Origin of the sequence: Citrobacter braakii (assembly GCF_002075345.1) — a bacterium.
Lineage (GTDB): Bacteria > Pseudomonadota > Gammaproteobacteria > Enterobacterales > Enterobacteriaceae > Citrobacter > Citrobacter braakii.
The window spans coordinates 344009-358674 of sequence record NZ_NAEW01000001.1 but is presented as its reverse complement, the minus strand read 5'-3'; the positions used below and the strand labels follow the sequence as shown (position 1 = coordinate 358674).

Sequence of the window (14666 nt, the reverse complement as noted above, 5' to 3'; positions counted from 1 at the left end):
CTCTCAGGAATGAGGGGAATAAAAAAAAGGCCGCCATGCGGCAGCCTCGAAGTAAGTACGGTTGTTTACAATGGTGGAGAGAGAGGACCTTCTAACACCTCTGCTTCACCGTTATGGCAAATGTCATCGCCTCTGGTCAGATGCCAAACACCTGTGATTATTTTCCCCGTTTCCAAGTCATCAACAGTGTCATTCGTGTAGTACGCTACCTGTACAACACCGACATGCTGAATCCAGTAATACCCTTCTTTCATAAGCTCCTCCGCGATACTCAGCAGATAGTATAGAGCAGTACAAATAATGCTGTGGTGCAGGAAGCCACAACTTAATCTTTGCTAATAAAGTAATTTCGAAAGATGACGATAATGGGTAATAAATGTAAGGCCGGAGGAACCACCATGAGCATGACAGTTAGCACTTTGGGTCAGGACATACTGCAAAGCACAGTAAAACAAGCACCTTCAAGTACTGGCAACTCTGTTTCACAACAAATTCAAAACCTGAAAAAACAAATTGGTGAGTTGACAAAAGAACTCAGCGCCATGGGTTCAAAAATAAATGAAGTAACCTCCGAAGATGAGGCAAAACTGCTTAAACAGCAGATGGAGATGATTCAAAGGCAAATCGAGTCTATGTACGCAAAAATTGCTCAATTACAAAAACAAGAAGCAGAAAAAAACCAAATGGCATCGGGTGCATTACCTACGGTAAGTGACAAATCAAGTTCGAACGTTGCAGGGAATAATACTAAAAATATTGATGTCTACGTTTAGCAGTGACCCCCTATCATTTTTCCTCTGAGTTAGAAACGAAAAAGGATTGTGAGAACTTGTTTTCGAGTTAACGATTTCAGATCGGCGATATGACAGGGGTACTGGTGCTATGCACCTCGCGAATACCCCTGTCGTATCGCCGGAAACCAAAAACCCCGCTGTGGCGGGGTTCTCGTTATGTTCAAATTGTTCGCTTTTTGTCGCTGCCATAGTGGCGTAGCTCTGCCAAGCATGAATAAATTATCTGATTTTCTGGCCCGTTTTCAACACCATTATCAAAAAATAGCATCAATAGCTAAAAAATGATTTCAGTGAGTCTATTCAGATAACAGTTTGCGTGCTTCCAAAAAGACCTTTGCTCTGAATATTTCCAGGCACCAGCGCACGCGCTTTCTCGCCTCCCCATCAGTTAACCATGGCGCAATCGCCTGCAACTCCCGGGTTATGTCTGAGATTTTTTTTCGGGTGGTGTAATACTGAAGACCGACCACATAAACCGGATCATTAATATCCAGCGCCTGCAGTACGCATTGCTCAACAAAATCGACATCATCATTATGCAGGGCTTCGTCAATTACACTGGCAGGTGACTGTGGCCAGAGAATGCTATGTGCCCTGTTCATCGCCTGCTGCCCACGGAATCCCTCTTACCGTCACCATGCGTCCGCGTTCGTTGCGGTATTTCATCCCCGGAATCAGTTCAGCGCTGCGATCGACTGTCTCCGCCGGTACTTTGTGCTTCATCGCATTTTTCATGCGGTCTACTAATTCCTGGGCAAGCATGAGAGCCTCCTGTTACGCCACACGCGGACCAATATGGTTGAACTGGATGCTGACGCCGGGAATGAGATCGGCCAGCGCCTGTATTGCCTCTGCCGTTTCTTTGCGGATTACCTGCATTGGCTTACCAGTCAGCACCGCACTGGTCGCCTCGATGCACTCGCGGTTCGCAATGGCCACCAGGTTATGTAAGTCATGCTGACCAGCCAGCTCTGCATCCATCGCAGCTCTGATTGCTGGCGCCAGCGCAGCTGCCTGACCACGATAATTCGGCGTGTCATTTCGAAATGCCCGCTGGATGATCTGCGTGTTGTTATGCAGGCGGCGCGCATACTCTGACGGGTCGACGATATCCGCCAGGCTGTCCAGCAAATCACCGTAGTGATGCGTTGTAATCAGCGGGACTATCTTTTTCCAGCCCCCTTTCCTGCCATCCTTCACCGCCCACTCTTCAAGCTCGAGGGCCAGCAATTTAATCTCGTTGATTTTCATCAATCAGATTCCTTCTTGGTTGTGCAGGTATTCTGTTTACCAAGGCGTTTAGCCTGGCGGTAACGGTCATAAACGTCTTTGTCGTAATGGAGAGCACCATTTGAGGCATCTGCGAGACGCTGAGCACAGCGCTCGGGAACAAGTTCTTTCCACTGACTGACAGCAGAGCGGTCGACGCCAGCAGCATGTGCCACTTGAGTGTTTGTGCCGAAGAATTTCACGGCATCAATTTTGTACATTAAGCAACCTCGTTTGTTGAGTTTATTTAACAAGGTTATTTGGTGAGAATTCTTTAGTCAAGAAGAATTAAGATATCTAAACATGAATAGTGAAACTTTAGGCCGTCGAGTGTTACGTCGACGCAAAGATGTTGGGTTAACGCAGCGAGATCTTGGAAAAGCTCTCGGGATATCTCACGCCACTATTTCGCTATGGGAAAGTGACAATACTGAGCCTTCAGGTAAGAACCTGCATGCACTTGCTAAGGTGCTCCAGTGCAGCCCTACTTGGATTTTGTTTGGTGATGAAGACCAGACTCCTGCAGAACCAGTCTCAATTGAAGAGCAGAGAACTTTAAGCGTTGATGAACAAGAGATGCTTGATCTCTATCGCTCTTTGCCAGAATCAGAGCAACAAGCTCAAATCCAAAATCTCCGGGCTCGAGTTGAAAACTTCAACCAGCTCTTCGAAGAACTCCTAAAAGCCCGCAAACGAACAGAAAAAAAATAACCTTTTTCAGTAAGTTATCTTCTTACACCTCTTTTGTTGAGTTTTATCACCAAAAATAACTTGCCAAACTTGGTTAGTAATCTTAACCTTATTCCATCAAGTAACCACACGCAGTGATTACTCAGAATCAAAATGTTCCGCTTACCCTGGCGATACAGGGGAAAACAGATTGGAAGATTTAACGCAAAACAGGTGTCTTCGGGAGGGGTTACGGGCTGGAGTGACTACCAGCATCGACAGCTCTATCCAACGAAACGGAACCGTCTAACCCGCGGTTGTCGGCGAAAAGTACCGTAGGGATGCCAGCTGGTCACTGGCCCCCGCCCGAAGATACCTACCACCGCGCCTGATGTGGTTAAAAGCAGGCCAAAGCAATAAGAAGTAGAACCCTGTTCTGGCGGTCCGGTGTTTTCCCGTATGTATCCGGCCACCGCCAGCTTTTTCAGGGAACAACATGCAAGCGCACTCCTTCACTTACCAGTTGGGTGACAGGTATGAAACAGGCGGAGTGCACTTGCAGATGTGATTAATTGCTGTGTGTGCCGCGTGGTCTTTGCCCATCTTCCACGATGGGCACCTTTTTTACCGGAGGGTTTATGAAAAATTCACAGCCAGTTATACCGGACGGGGATCCTGATGTGGAAAGCTCAGTTAATAATTTTATTTACCAGTTAAGCGTTCCTGCTTTTCGCGACCGCCTTACAGCTGAACTCGAGACACTGTACGAACAACAGAAGGCAGCTCTCGATCACACAGAATCTTTACTCAGGATGGTGCGTGCCAATGGTTAAATTTACCAGCGAAGATATTGCCCAACGTACAGCTGAAGCTGAATATAAAAAGGCTGTAGCTGATATAACCGGAGTTCAGAAATACAAAGATGAAGCGGTGCTGGATATGTGTTTCATCAAAGTAATGACAAAAATAGTTAACGACCAGAGGGTTAATATTAGCGAGTTTTTACGCTGAACTTTTATTTACCCCCTTCGATAACTTCAAACAATTAAGAGATTTTTTATTTATGCCTTAACTGGCAGGGCTAACTATATCAATCAATGATGGCCCTGTCATAGCCAGCCATGCAGGGAGGGTAAGTGACACTTGAGTGCTGTCCGTATTGCAAAAAATGGAGTTCTGATGACTCCATGTATAAATCAACAAAAAGAATGAATAAGAGAGTGGTCACTGCTTATTTCTGTAGCCTTGAGCATGCTATCTCCTACAAACAAATTCATGAACCACGGCGCTGTAATTTAAGCAGAAGCAATGCACGCCATTCACATAAATATTATTGAGGTTATTATGACAATTGGATTAAAAAAATTTGGCGGGAGATTCGAACCGAAAAAAAGCGCACTTGAAAAAGATAGTTCGCTTCCGGTTTATGTTGCTTTGAAACAAGCCAAGAATAAAACAATAGCAAAAACATTACTGCATGCGGATTTTATACAGTTCGCGCCAGATTATGCTGATGATTATTTTGCTCCCAAGGTATGGGAAGTAGAGGAAGGAATGTTCTGCACTGTTGAAGGGCAGTTCTATACCGACCTTTTCACTGGTGAAATTGTCTGGAATGCTGAGAAAGGCGAACCAGAGCGCATCATAGTTGAGCCAGAGCTTGCTGGCGGAAATGAACAACTTAATGCTGACGCGACAGAAGAAAAAATGAAACCGGTGAAAGAGCTGGATGTGCTGGCCCGCGCATACTGCCTTGCGGTGTTTGGTGCCATTGAGAAAATCACCCCTTCTCAGTATGGCCAGTTAATCGACATGCTGAATGATGATGAATTTAGCCCTTTACGCGAACAGGCAGAGGGTCTTGCCAAAGAACCCCGCATTCTTGCCATGCTTCCTGAAAAACAGACCGAATGCCTGGCCTGGGTGCGTCAGAAGGCGCGCGACAATGCTAAATGGCCAGACTATAAAAACCTGTTTACCCAATGGGCTGATACCCCGCCCGATAAACGCGAGCCAGTAAAGTGTGTTCAGACTGGCACCACGAGCAGTGACAAGCCGACCATGAACGAACTTGCTACCAGACTGCGCTATCGCACAGCCATGGGAAAATTATCCCGATCCATGGATTTCGACGTGTGCAACCCTCCTGTTGGCATTGAAATGCGGATCAATACCATGCTGTGCAGTAAAGATGTAGAGATTGATGACTGGTGTGCGCCATTTTCACGTACACCGGGTATTCATGATTATCACCCGGCGGCCATCGTGGCCATCATCAAAACCGCTGATGAAAAACTTCATATTTACCCTGGAGAACTTCGCCAATACATCGATAGCTGCATTGCGGGTTTTGACTGCGTTAATCCACCACAACTGGTCATTGATATTGCCTGCGGCCGTACGTCTGCCCCGCTGCCACAAAAAAATGATGGAGCAAAATCTGATAGTAAAACCGAACAGACGTTACAGGACGAAAATTTACCACCAGCAGTCTGCCCGGCTCACGCTGCAGAACTCGACAGGGAGCTGGATGCAGCATTTGCCAATAGCGCCTCAAATGAGAGTGAAAAAACGGAAGTTACCGAACAGGAAGACGATCGCCCACTTCTGGATGATCATGAAATTGAGATAGCCCACGCGCTGAACGACCTGCTTTCGGGACGTACTGACATTATGGGCAAGGAAGAAGCGGAAGGCGTTGTGGCATGTACCGGTCATATTATCGCTGACATTCTTCCTCTGCTGATCATCGATATTGCCACCACTGAATTTTGTCTGTCGCCCAATTTCAGCGACGAAGAAGTTCACGATGTCGCAACGACAATTCTTGATAGCTGGTCTGATGATGCTGCCTCGCGTCAGAAGATCGCCCTCGATGCGATAGTAGAATATCGCCGACCAGAGCCACCAAAACCCATAGTGATGGATCCACCAGCTGTCACCGCCAAACCGAAGAAAGAACCAGAACTGACTGTTTCCGCACCGGGTAGCAATTTCACAAATGGCGAACCGTTTACCACCCTCACCTATCGCCAGCAACTGACGCTCGCAGCGCTGCAAGGGATGTGTGCAAACCCGGCATACCGCGGCGATTTTGACGAATTGCCGCACATGGCCGCAGCGTTGGCCGCAGGGGTTATAAGTGCGGAGGCGGAACAGTGACAGAGAATTTAACCGGCGATAAAGCCCTGATCCGTTCTCTGCACATCTGTGATGATGGATGTGACTGGACGTCCTGGCATTTATGGCGAATGGGAGAACGCAGGCGCATAAGTGAACATGTTTTCACGCGGCTACCAGTTCGTCAGCGCGCTATACAGCCGAGCATGAAACCCAAGAAAAAACAGTGCCAAAAACGAAAGGCAAAACCAACTACTGATTTTTGATTATCAATATTCGCCAGCTGCAGCATGTACTGTTGTGGCTGGCGGCATCGGAGTTATGTATGTCGCAACTCATTTTCAGCGAAGAGTGGATGGTTGAAGCGCGACTAACAGAAAAGACCGGCTTGTCTGAAAGACAAATTAAAAGTTATCGGTTGAATTTGTGGATCGAAGGCGTGCATTTCAAACATCTGACAGCTCTCGGGGAAACTGACAATTCTAAAGGTCTGCTTTGGTACAACTATCCAAAGATTAACCAATTAGTACAGGAAGCATGATGGACTTTCCAACCGGCGTTGAGCTGCATAACGGAAAAATACGGATCACATTTACCTATCGCGGCAAACGTTGCCGCGAAGTCCTTCGGGGCTGGACGGTGAACAGCAGCAACATCAAAAAAGCTGGAAATCTTCGCGCGCTCATAACAAGTGAAATACAGCTCGGTAAGTTCGACTATGCGGAACGTTTCCCGGAATCCAAGGCGCTTAAGAAGTTCATCACAACCAAAAAAATCACCACGTTTAAAGAACTGAGTGTTTTTTTTACAGACACCAAAGCCTTAGAGGTATCAGGTGCAACACTGCTATCGCTTACTTCGGTCGTAAATACGTTACTGCGTGTAATCGGAGAAAATACCCGTCTGGTAGATATTGAGCATGCCGACATTTTGCATTACCGAAAGGAGTTATTGACCGGGACAATTATTAACCCGGCAATGCCGAATCTGGCCAGGCAGGGCCGCGCGCCCTCAACAGTCAATAAACAGATGGCAGTTTTATCAGAAATGCTTAAGCTCGCGAACCGAAGCCAGTTTATATTGCATACTCCTTATGAAGGAGTGTCGCGACTCAAGTTATCTAAAAATGATCCCGACCCACTTTTACTTCATGAGTACCAGGCACTGATAACCGCCCTTCCCCGTAGCCAGGCATTAATCATCATTGTTGCCGTACATACGGGGATGAGGCCGGGCGAGATATGCGCCCTGGCATGGGAAGATATTGATTTGGTAAAAGGTGAAATCCACGTATCCAGAAGTTTGACGAATAAGCGAGTATTTGTACCTCCTAAGACAGATGCCGGAATAAGGACGATAACGTTGCTTAGACCCGCTTTGGATGCACTGAAGGAACAATACGAAATCACCGGCGCTAATCCGAAGCAAGAAATTCGATTTCACCATCGGGAGATCGGAAAAACTGAGCAGCAATCTCTTCGTTTCGTTTTTTCACCGACAGCATATTCGTCCAAGAAAGGCAGTTACTTCTCCAAGAACTCGATTGCCTATGGCTGGAAGCGAGGCACTAAACTTGCCAATATCCGCGAAAGGAATCCTTATCAGTCACGGCATACCTATGCATGCTGGACGTTGATGGCCGGAGCGAACCCGTCATTCATAGCGAGTCAGATGGGACATGAAGATGCGCGAATGGTGTACGAGGTTTACTCCAAGTGGATTGGCGACATGAACCAGGATCAGGTCAACATGCTGAACAATCAGATGCCAACAGCACTGCCCCCAGGACGCCCCCACGGGCAGGGGAGCATGAGAAAAGTTATTTAATTTCATAGCGCTGCTTTCAATCCACATAATCAGCGTTAAACTATTTATACCGTTATTTTAGGGAGAAACGATGATGCGCGTACTGGTTGTCGAGGATAATGCTTTATTACGCCACCACCTCAAGGTTCAGTTACAGGATTTAGGGCATCAGGTGGATGATGCAGAAGATGCGAAGGAAGCGGACTATTATCTGAATGAACATCTGCCGGATATCGCGATCGTTGATTTAGGACTCCCCGATGAAGACGGTTTGTCATTGATCCGCCGTTGGCGTAGCAATGAGGTTTCGTTGCCGATTCTGGTGTTAACCGCGCGTGAAGGCTGGCAGGACAAGGTGGAAGTACTCAGCGCCGGAGCCGACGATTACGTCACAAAACCGTTTCATATCGAAGAGGTGGCAGCGCGCATGCAGGCACTTATGCGTCGCAACAGCGGTCTGGCATCGCAGATTATCTCTCTTCCTCCTTTCCAGGTGGACCTCTCTCGACGCGAGTTATCCGTCAATGATGAAGTTATCAAGCTCACGGCGTTCGAATACACCATTATGGAAACACTTATCCGTAATAACGGCAAAGTGGTCAGTAAAGATTCGCTCATGTTACAGCTTTACCCGGATGCCGAGCTGCGTGAAAGCCACACCATTGATGTTCTGATGGGGCGTCTGCGTAAAAAAATACAGGCGCAATACCCGGATGATGTCATCACCACCGTGCGTGGCCAGGGATATCTGTTTGAACTGCGCGAATGAATAAATTATTGCGTCATTTATTCCCGTTATCACTGCGGTTGCGCTTTTTACTGGCAACCGCGGGCGTGGTATTGGTGCTTTCGCTGGCCTACGGCATGGTTGCCCTGGTGGGTTACAGCGTCAGCTTTGATAAAACAACGTTCCGCCTGCTGCGGGGTGAAAGTAACCTGTTCTATACCCTGGCAAAATGGGAGAACGGTAAGATAAACGTCGAGCTGCCCGAGAATCTCGATATGCAAAGCCCAACAATGTCGCTGATCTATAACGAAGACGGTGAGTTGTTGTGGGCGCAGCGCAATGTTCCCTGGCTGACGCACAGTATCCAACCGGAATGGCTAAAAGCGAACGGTTTTCATGAGATTGAAGCCAATGTAGATGCCACCAGCACCTTACTGGGCGAAGATCATTCCGCTCAGCAGCAGCTAAAAGAAGTCAGAGAAGATGATGACGATGCCGAAATGACCCACTCGGTCGCCGTGAACGTCTACCCCGCCACTGCCAGAATGCCACAGTTGACCATAGTGGTTGTCGATACCATTCCTATTGAGCTAAAGCGCTCGTATATGGTATGGAGTTGGTTTATTTATGTGCTGGTCGCCAATCTGTTGCTGGTCATTCCGCTGTTATGGGTAGCCGCCTGGTGGAGTCTGCGGCCCATCGAATCGCTGGCGCGTGAAGTCCGTGAGCTTGAGGAACATCATCGAGAGATGTTAAACCCCGCCACCACGCGCGAACTGACCAGCCTGGTCCGCAATCTTAATCGACTTTTAAAAAGCGAACGCGAGCGCTACGACAAATACCGTACGACGTTAACAGACCTCACCCATAGCCTGAAAACACCGCTGGCGGTATTACAGAGTACGCTCCGCTCGATGCGTAATGAAAAAATGAACGTAAGCGACGCGGAACCCATCATGCTGGAACAAATCAGCCGTATTTCCCAGCAGATTGGCTATTACCTGCATCGCGCCAGCATGCGTGGCAGCAGCGTGCTGCTTAGCCGCGAACTGCATCCGGTCGCGCCGTTGCTGGATAAACTCACCTCGGCGCTAAATAAGGTGTATCAGCGTAAAGGCGTGAACATAAATCTCGATATCTCACCCGAAATCAGTTTTGTGGGCGAACAGAACGATTTTGTTGAAGTGATGGGCAACGTGCTGGATAACGCATGTAAATATTGTCTGGAGTTTGTCGAGATTTCAGCGCATCTGTCCGAAGATCAGCTACACATTCTGGTTGAAGATGATGGTCCAGGTATTCCGCAAAGCAAACGGGAAGTGGTGTTTGACCGTGGACAACGTGTCGATACGTTACGACCAGGGCAAGGCGTTGGACTGGCGGTGGCGCGAGAAATCACCGAACAGTATGACGGGCAGATTATTGCAGGCGATAGCCTGCTGGGTGGCGCGCGCATGGAAGTTATTTTTGGCCGCCAGCAGCCGGGGCAAAAAGACGAGTAATCGCCGCATGTAATAAATATTTACTGATTTCCCGCTTGCGGTTAAGTATCCGTTATAATCGGTTGCAGAAACCAGCCTGCGGGATGCTCATTATGGAATACCAACTCACACTTAACTGGCCCGATTTTCTTGAACGCCACTGGCAGAAACGCCCGGTGGTCTTAAAACGCGGGTTTAACAACTTTATTGATCCACTCTCTCCTGACGAACTGGCTGGACTGGCAATGGAAAGCGAAGTCGACAGCCGACTCGTCAGCCACCAGGACGGTAAATGGCAGGTTAGCCACGGTCCGTTCGAAAGCTATGATCATCTCGGCGAGAACAACTGGTCGCTGCTGGTACAGGCGGTCAATCACTGGCATGAGCCAACCGCCGCGCTGATGCGCCCGTTTCGCGAACTGCCGGACTGGCGGATTGACGATCTGATGATCTCCTTCTCTGTCCCCGGCGGCGGCGTTGGCCCACATCTTGATCAGTACGATGTGTTTATCATTCAGGGAACCGGTCGACGTCGCTGGCGCGTGGGCGAAAAACTGCAGTTGAAGCAGCACTGCCCTCACCCGGACCTGCTGCAGGTCGCCCCGTTTGAAGCCATCATCGATGAAGAGCTGGAACCCGGCGATATCCTGTACATTCCACCAGGATTCCCGCACGAAGGCTATGCGCTGGAAAACGCCATGAACTATTCGGTCGGTTTCCGCGCGCCGAATACTCGCGAACTGATCAGCGGGTTCGCCGATTACGTTTTGCAACGTGAGCTGGGCAGCACGTATTACAGCGATCCTGACCTGCCGCCGCGCGATCATCCGGCTGACGTTCTGCCGCAGGAAATGGACAAGCTGCGTGAAATGATGCTTGGACTGATTAATCAGCCGGAACATTTCCAGCAGTGGTTTGGCGAGTTTATATCTCAGTCTCGTCATGAGCTGGATATTGCTCCACCGGAGCCGCCGTATCAGCCAGACGAAATTTACGATGCCCTGAAGCAAGGGGATGTGTTAGTGCGTCTGGGCGGATTGCGCGTATTGCGCATCGGCGATGACGTCTACGCCAACGGTGAGAAAATTGACTCCCCGCATCGCCCTGCCCTGGAAGCGCTTGCCAGCCATATTGTTCTGACGGCCGAGAACTTTGAGGATGCGCTGGAAGATCCGTCTTTCCTTGCCATGCTTGCCGCACTGGTTAACAGCGGATACTGGTTCTTCGAAGGATAATACGAACGGTGCCTGATGCGACGCTAGCGCGTCCTATCAGGCCTTTTGGAGTGAAATACTGTAGGCCGGATAAGCAACGCGCTATCCGGCATCTATCGATAAATTTACAGCTGCTTTGCGGTTAATTCCGCAATACGTACAATCACCCGCACCGCTTTTTCCATTCCTTCCAGAGTTACAAACTCATGTTTACCATGATAGTTGTAGCCTCCGGTAAACAGATTCGGACACGGTAACCCCATAAACGACAGCTGCGCGCCGTCGGTGCCGCCACGAATAGGTTTCAGCACCGGCTCAATATCGCAATCGCGCATCGCCTTCTGAGCGATATCCAGCACGTGCGGATGCTCAATCACTTTTTCGCGCATATTGTAGTAGCTGTCTTCAATCACCAGTTCGATATAGCAATCCGGGTGTAACCCTTTGCCGACCTTTTTGGCGATCTCCATGATCTTGCGTTTGCGCGCTTCAAACTGCTTGCGGTCAAAATCACGGATGATGTAGTGCATATCCGCCCGATCGACCGTCCCTTTCATGCTCGCCAGATGATAAAAGCCTTCGTAGCCTTCCGTCGTTTCCGGGCTTTCGTCTGCCGGAACCTCAGCATGAATACGAGCAGCCAGCGACAGCGCATTCACCATCACCCCTTTTGCGGTACCGGGATGGACATTGTTGCCGACAATTTTGATATTAACCGACGCGGCGTTGAAGTTTTCAAATTCCAGCTCTCCCACGCCACCGCCGTCAACGGTATAGGCCCACTGCGCATCAAATGCCGCAACGTCAAAATGCTTCGCCCCTTTACCAACCTCTTCGTCCGGCGTAAAGGCCACGCGGATATCACCGTGCGGAATATCTTTTTGGATGAGCACCGCCAGCGCGGTCATGATTTCCGCCACGCCTGCTTTATCATCCGCGCCCAGCAGCGTTTTACCGTCTGTGGTGATCAGCGTCTGACCCAGAAGTTGATGCAGCACCGGGAACATCACCGGCGACAGAACTTCATCACCAATGCCTAACGCAATATCGCCGCCGCGATAGTTTTCAACGATTTGCGGATTAACGTTTTTACCGCTGAAATCCGGTGAGGTATCCACATGGGAAATAAAGCCGATCGCGGGAATATTGCCAGCAACGTTAGCGGGCAACGTGGCCATCAGCGTCCCCTTTTCGCTCAGTGAAATGTTAATCAGCCCCATCTCTTCGAGCTGTTGTTTGAGCAGTTGTAATAACTTCCACTGTCCTTCGGTGCTGGGTACCTGCCGCACGCCCGATTTTGATTGGGTGTCCAGCGACACGTAGTGTAAAAAACGCTCAAGTAGTTTATCCATGCAGTCACCCTCACTTTTTGTGACAACATTATCAATAAGCAACAAAAGACAAATATTGCGTCAGGTCACTTTTATCCCCGCAAGTGAGAATATTTCGCCCTGACATCCCCTCTGACTATAGGGCTAAGTCAGTAATTCGCAACAAGGATTGGCGATTACCATGGTTTGCCGTAGAATAACGGCCCTCATTAAGAGTCATCAAGGTGGTTAACCACGAACCCCGCAGCGGTCAGCCATCCGTTGCGTTTACATGGGACAGAGTAAAAAATTGAATAAACAACCGCGTTCGCTTTCTCCACTGGTGCAATTAGCGGGAATTCGCAAAAGTTTCGATGGCAAAGAGGTGATTTCCAGCCTGGATTTGACCATCAATAATGGCGAGTTTCTCACGCTGCTTGGCCCCTCTGGCTGCGGTAAAACAACCGTTCTTCGCCTGATTGCCGGTCTGGAAACGGTTGATTCCGGTCATATCATGTTGGACAACCAGGACATCACTCACGTTCCTGCGGAAAACCGCTACGTGAACACCGTCTTCCAAAGCTATGCGTTATTTCCCCACATGACCGTTTTTGAGAATGTGGCCTTTGGCTTACGCATGCAAAAAACGCCCGCAGCCGACATTCCTCCCCGCGTTACCGAAGCTCTGCGCATGGTGCAGCTGGAAGAGTTCGCCCAGCGAAAACCGCATCAACTCTCCGGTGGACAGCAGCAGCGCGTAGCGATTGCCCGAGCGGTGGTCAATAAACCCCGTTTACTCCTGTTAGACGAATCTCTCTCTGCGCTGGACTACAAACTGCGCAAGCAGATGCAGAACGAACTGAAAGCGCTGCAACGTAAGCTTGGTATCACCTTTGTCTTTGTCACTCACGATCAGGAAGAGGCGCTGACCATGTCAGACCGTATCGTGGTGATGCGCGATGGCAAGATTGAGCAGGACGGTACGCCGCGCGAAATCTACGAAGAGCCGAAAAATCTGTTCGTCGCCGGGTTTATCGGTGAGATCAATATGTTTAACGCGACGGTGATAGAACGTCTGGACGAACAGCGCGTTCGTGCTAACGTTGAAGGTCGCGAGTGCAATATTTATGTCAACTTCGCGGTGATTCCCGGGCAGAAGCTGCACGTCCTGTTACGCCCTGAAGATCTGCGCGTTGATGAAATCAACGACGACAATCATATCGAAGGCCTGATCGGCTACGTGCGTGAACGCAACTACAAGGGCATGACGCTGGAGTCGGTTGTGGAACTGGAAAATGGCAAGATGGTGATGGTCAGTGAATTCTTCAACGAAGACGATCCTGACTTTGACCACTCTCTCGACCAGAAAATGGCGATTAACTGGGTAGAAAGCTGGGAGGTCGTACTGGCTGATGAAGAACACAAGTAAATTCCAGAGTGTGGTGATCGTCACCATTGTCGGTTGGCTTGTGTTATTTGTCTTTCTGCCCAACCTGATGATCATCGGCACCAGCTTTTTGACCCGCGACGATGCCAATTTCGTCAAAATGGTCTTTACGCTGGAAAACTATACACGCCTGCTCGATCCGCTCTATTTTGAGGTACTGGTTCACTCCCTCAATATGGCGCTGATTGCCACGCTCGCCTGTCTGGTGCTCGGCTATCCGTTTGCCTGGTTTTTGGTGAAACTGCCGGAAAAAGTGCGTCCATTGCTGCTGTTCCTGCTGATTGTTCCGTTCTGGACCAACTCGCTTATTCGCATCTACGGACTCAAAATATTCCTCAGTACCAAGGGCTACCTCAACGAATTTCTGTTGTGGCTCGGCGTGATCGATACCCCCATTCGCATCATGTTTACCCCCAGCGCGGTGATTATCGGCCTGGTGTACATCCTGCTGCCGTTTATGGTGATGCCGCTCTATTCCAGCATTGAAAAGCTCGATAAACCGCTGCTGGAAGCCGCGCGCGATTTGGGCGCCAGTAAACTTCAGACCTTCACCCGCATCATTATTCCGTTAACGATGCCGGGAATTATCGCCGGATGCCTGCTGGTTATGCTGCCCGCAATGGGGCTGTTTTACGTTTCCGATTTAATGGGCGGGGCGAAAAACCTGCTGATTGGCAACGTGATTAAAGTTCAGTTCCTGAACATCCGCGATTGGCCGTTCGGTGCTGCCACCAGCATTACGCTGACCATCGTCATGGGTCTGATGCTGCTGATCTACTGGCGCGCCTCCCGCTTGCTGAACAAGAAGGTTAGCGACATTGATAGTTAA

General features: G+C 49.3%; 17 protein-coding genes and 1 pseudogene. 12 read left to right on the top strand and 6 right to left on the bottom strand.

The features are described 5' to 3' along the window. Positions 1-65: 65 nt before the first annotated feature. Entirely contained in the window at positions 66-254 is a 189-nt protein-coding gene (locus tag BZK42_RS01920; RefSeq protein ID WP_049268779.1) for a hypothetical protein, read from the bottom strand. A gap of 144 nt (positions 255-398) precedes the next feature. Between BZK42_RS01920 and BZK42_RS01915 the strand changes: the two genes are divergently transcribed. Further along, the gene (locus BZK42_RS01915) at positions 399-773 is read left to right on the top strand and encodes a FlxA-like family protein (RefSeq protein ID WP_016152722.1); all 375 of its coding nucleotides are present in this window, start codon (positions 399-401) and stop codon (positions 771-773) included. Positions 774-1090: 317 nt separating this feature from the next. Here the strand turns inward: BZK42_RS01915 and BZK42_RS01910 are convergent. The 4 genes and pseudogenes from BZK42_RS01910 to BZK42_RS01900 all read right to left on the bottom strand — a co-directional run. After that, a pseudogene (locus BZK42_RS01910) lies at positions 1091-1420 on the bottom strand (hypothetical protein); the annotation flags it as partial. Then, positions 1380-1556, bottom strand: coding sequence for a hypothetical protein (locus tag BZK42_RS28705; RefSeq protein WP_158083347.1), 177 nt, complete (start codon positions 1554-1556; stop codon positions 1380-1382). The gene BZK42_RS28705 and the pseudogene BZK42_RS01910, both read right to left, overlap by 41 nt. Positions 1557-1568: 12 nt before the next feature. Continuing rightward, entirely contained in the window at positions 1569-2045 is a 477-nt protein-coding gene (locus BZK42_RS01905) for a toxin YdaT family protein (protein ID WP_080858661.1), read from the bottom strand. Then, positions 2045-2284: a Cro/CI family transcriptional regulator gene (locus BZK42_RS01900; RefSeq protein WP_080625018.1), complete on the bottom strand. Its 240-nt coding sequence runs from the start codon at positions 2282-2284 to the stop codon at positions 2045-2047. Before BZK42_RS01900 ends, BZK42_RS01905 begins: the two co-directional genes overlap by 1 nt. An 82-nt stretch (positions 2285-2366) precedes the next feature. Here BZK42_RS01900 and BZK42_RS01895 point away from each other — a divergent pair, with 82 nt between their 5' ends. The 9 genes from BZK42_RS01895 (at position 2367) to roxA (ending at position 11101) form a co-directional block, all read left to right on the top strand. After that, positions 2367-2774 carry a helix-turn-helix domain-containing protein gene (locus BZK42_RS01895; RefSeq protein ID WP_080625017.1) on the top strand — a complete coding sequence of 136 codons (408 nt, stop codon included), beginning with the start codon at positions 2367-2369 and terminating at the stop codon, positions 2772-2774. A 596-nt stretch (positions 2775-3370) separates the two neighbouring features. Further along, entirely contained in the window at positions 3371-3565 is a 195-nt protein-coding gene (locus BZK42_RS01890) for a hypothetical protein (protein WP_080858660.1), read from the top strand. Continuing rightward, positions 3558-3743 (top strand): hypothetical protein, encoded by a 186-nt coding sequence (locus tag BZK42_RS01885; protein WP_044711810.1) that lies wholly within the window; start codon positions 3558-3560, stop codon positions 3741-3743. Before BZK42_RS01890 ends, BZK42_RS01885 begins: the two co-directional genes overlap by 8 nt. 333 nt (positions 3744-4076) lie before the next feature. Further along, positions 4077-5894: an exonuclease family protein gene (locus BZK42_RS01880; protein WP_080858809.1), complete on the top strand. Its 1818-nt coding sequence runs from the start codon at positions 4077-4079 to the stop codon at positions 5892-5894. Positions 5895-6177: 283 nt separating this feature from the next. Continuing rightward, the gene (gene xisR, locus BZK42_RS01875; RefSeq protein WP_003832298.1) at positions 6178-6393 is read left to right on the top strand and encodes an excisionase family protein; all 216 of its coding nucleotides are present in this window, start codon (positions 6178-6180) and stop codon (positions 6391-6393) included. After that, positions 6393-7679 carry a site-specific integrase gene (locus tag BZK42_RS01870; RefSeq protein WP_080858659.1) on the top strand — a complete coding sequence of 429 codons (1287 nt, stop codon included), beginning with the start codon at positions 6393-6395 and terminating at the stop codon, positions 7677-7679. The genes xisR and BZK42_RS01870 overlap by 1 nt, the downstream gene beginning before the upstream one ends. Positions 7680-7752: 73 nt before the next feature. Further along, entirely contained in the window at positions 7753-8427 is a 675-nt protein-coding gene (phoP, locus tag BZK42_RS01865) for a two-component system response regulator PhoP (RefSeq protein ID WP_047359312.1), read from the top strand. After that, on the top strand, positions 8424-9887 hold the full coding sequence (phoQ, locus tag BZK42_RS01860; protein WP_047359313.1) for a two-component system sensor histidine kinase PhoQ: 1464 nt from the start codon (positions 8424-8426) through the stop codon (positions 9885-9887). The genes phoP and phoQ overlap by 4 nt, the downstream gene beginning before the upstream one ends. A 92-nt stretch (positions 9888-9979) precedes the next feature. Beyond that, positions 9980-11101, top strand: coding sequence for a [50S ribosomal protein L16]-arginine 3-hydroxylase (gene roxA / locus BZK42_RS01855; RefSeq protein WP_016152697.1), 1122 nt, complete (start codon positions 9980-9982; stop codon positions 11099-11101). A 104-nt stretch (positions 11102-11205) separates the two neighbouring features. Here the strand turns inward: roxA and pepT are convergent, their stop codons facing one another. Then, a complete protein-coding gene (pepT, locus tag BZK42_RS01850) occupies positions 11206-12432 on the bottom strand; it encodes a peptidase T (protein ID WP_080858658.1) in 1227 nt (408 codons plus the stop codon). 250 nt (positions 12433-12682) lie between these two features. Here pepT and potA point away from each other — a divergent pair, with 250 nt between their 5' ends. After that, positions 12683-13819 (top strand): spermidine/putrescine ABC transporter ATP-binding protein PotA, encoded by a 1137-nt coding sequence (gene potA / locus BZK42_RS01840; RefSeq protein ID WP_016152695.1) that lies wholly within the window; start codon positions 12683-12685, stop codon positions 13817-13819. Beyond that, positions 13803-14666, top strand: a complete 864-nt coding sequence (gene potB, locus BZK42_RS01835; protein WP_016150058.1) for a spermidine/putrescine ABC transporter permease PotB — start codon at positions 13803-13805, stop codon at positions 14664-14666. The genes potA and potB overlap by 17 nt, the downstream gene beginning before the upstream one ends.

Excerpts from the sequence above, each read along its gene's own strand:
- BZK42_RS01920 (WP_049268779.1), bottom strand. The coding sequence starts at position 254 with ATGAAAGAAGGGTATTACTGGATTCAGCATGTCGGTGTTGTACAGGTA.
- BZK42_RS01915 (WP_016152722.1), top strand. The coding sequence starts at position 399 with ATGAGCATGACAGTTAGCACTTTGGGTCAGGACATACTGCAAAGCACA.
- BZK42_RS28705 (WP_158083347.1), bottom strand. The coding sequence starts at position 1,556 with ATGCTTGCCCAGGAATTAGTAGACCGCATGAAAAATGCGATGAAGCAC.
- BZK42_RS01905 (WP_080858661.1), bottom strand. The coding sequence starts at position 2,045 with ATGAAAATCAACGAGATTAAATTGCTGGCCCTCGAGCTTGAAGAGTGG.
- BZK42_RS01900 (WP_080625018.1), bottom strand. The coding sequence starts at position 2,284 with ATGTACAAAATTGATGCCGTGAAATTCTTCGGCACAAACACTCAAGTG.
- BZK42_RS01895 (WP_080625017.1), top strand. The coding sequence starts at position 2,367 with ATGAATAGTGAAACTTTAGGCCGTCGAGTGTTACGTCGACGCAAAGAT.
- BZK42_RS01890 (WP_080858660.1), top strand. The coding sequence starts at position 3,371 with ATGAAAAATTCACAGCCAGTTATACCGGACGGGGATCCTGATGTGGAA.
- BZK42_RS01885 (WP_044711810.1), top strand. The coding sequence starts at position 3,558 with ATGGTTAAATTTACCAGCGAAGATATTGCCCAACGTACAGCTGAAGCT.
- BZK42_RS01880 (WP_080858809.1), top strand. The coding sequence starts at position 4,077 with ATGACAATTGGATTAAAAAAATTTGGCGGGAGATTCGAACCGAAAAAA.
- xisR (WP_003832298.1), top strand. The coding sequence starts at position 6,178 with ATGTCGCAACTCATTTTCAGCGAAGAGTGGATGGTTGAAGCGCGACTA.
- BZK42_RS01870 (WP_080858659.1), top strand. The coding sequence starts at position 6,393 with ATGGACTTTCCAACCGGCGTTGAGCTGCATAACGGAAAAATACGGATC.
- phoP (WP_047359312.1), top strand. The coding sequence starts at position 7,753 with ATGCGCGTACTGGTTGTCGAGGATAATGCTTTATTACGCCACCACCTC.
- phoQ (WP_047359313.1), top strand. The coding sequence starts at position 8,424 with ATGAATAAATTATTGCGTCATTTATTCCCGTTATCACTGCGGTTGCGC.
- roxA (WP_016152697.1), top strand. The coding sequence starts at position 9,980 with ATGGAATACCAACTCACACTTAACTGGCCCGATTTTCTTGAACGCCAC.
- pepT (WP_080858658.1), bottom strand. The coding sequence starts at position 12,432 with ATGGATAAACTACTTGAGCGTTTTTTACACTACGTGTCGCTGGACACC.
- potA (WP_016152695.1), top strand. The coding sequence starts at position 12,683 with ATGGGACAGAGTAAAAAATTGAATAAACAACCGCGTTCGCTTTCTCCA.
- potB (WP_016150058.1), top strand. The coding sequence starts at position 13,803 with ATGAAGAACACAAGTAAATTCCAGAGTGTGGTGATCGTCACCATTGTC.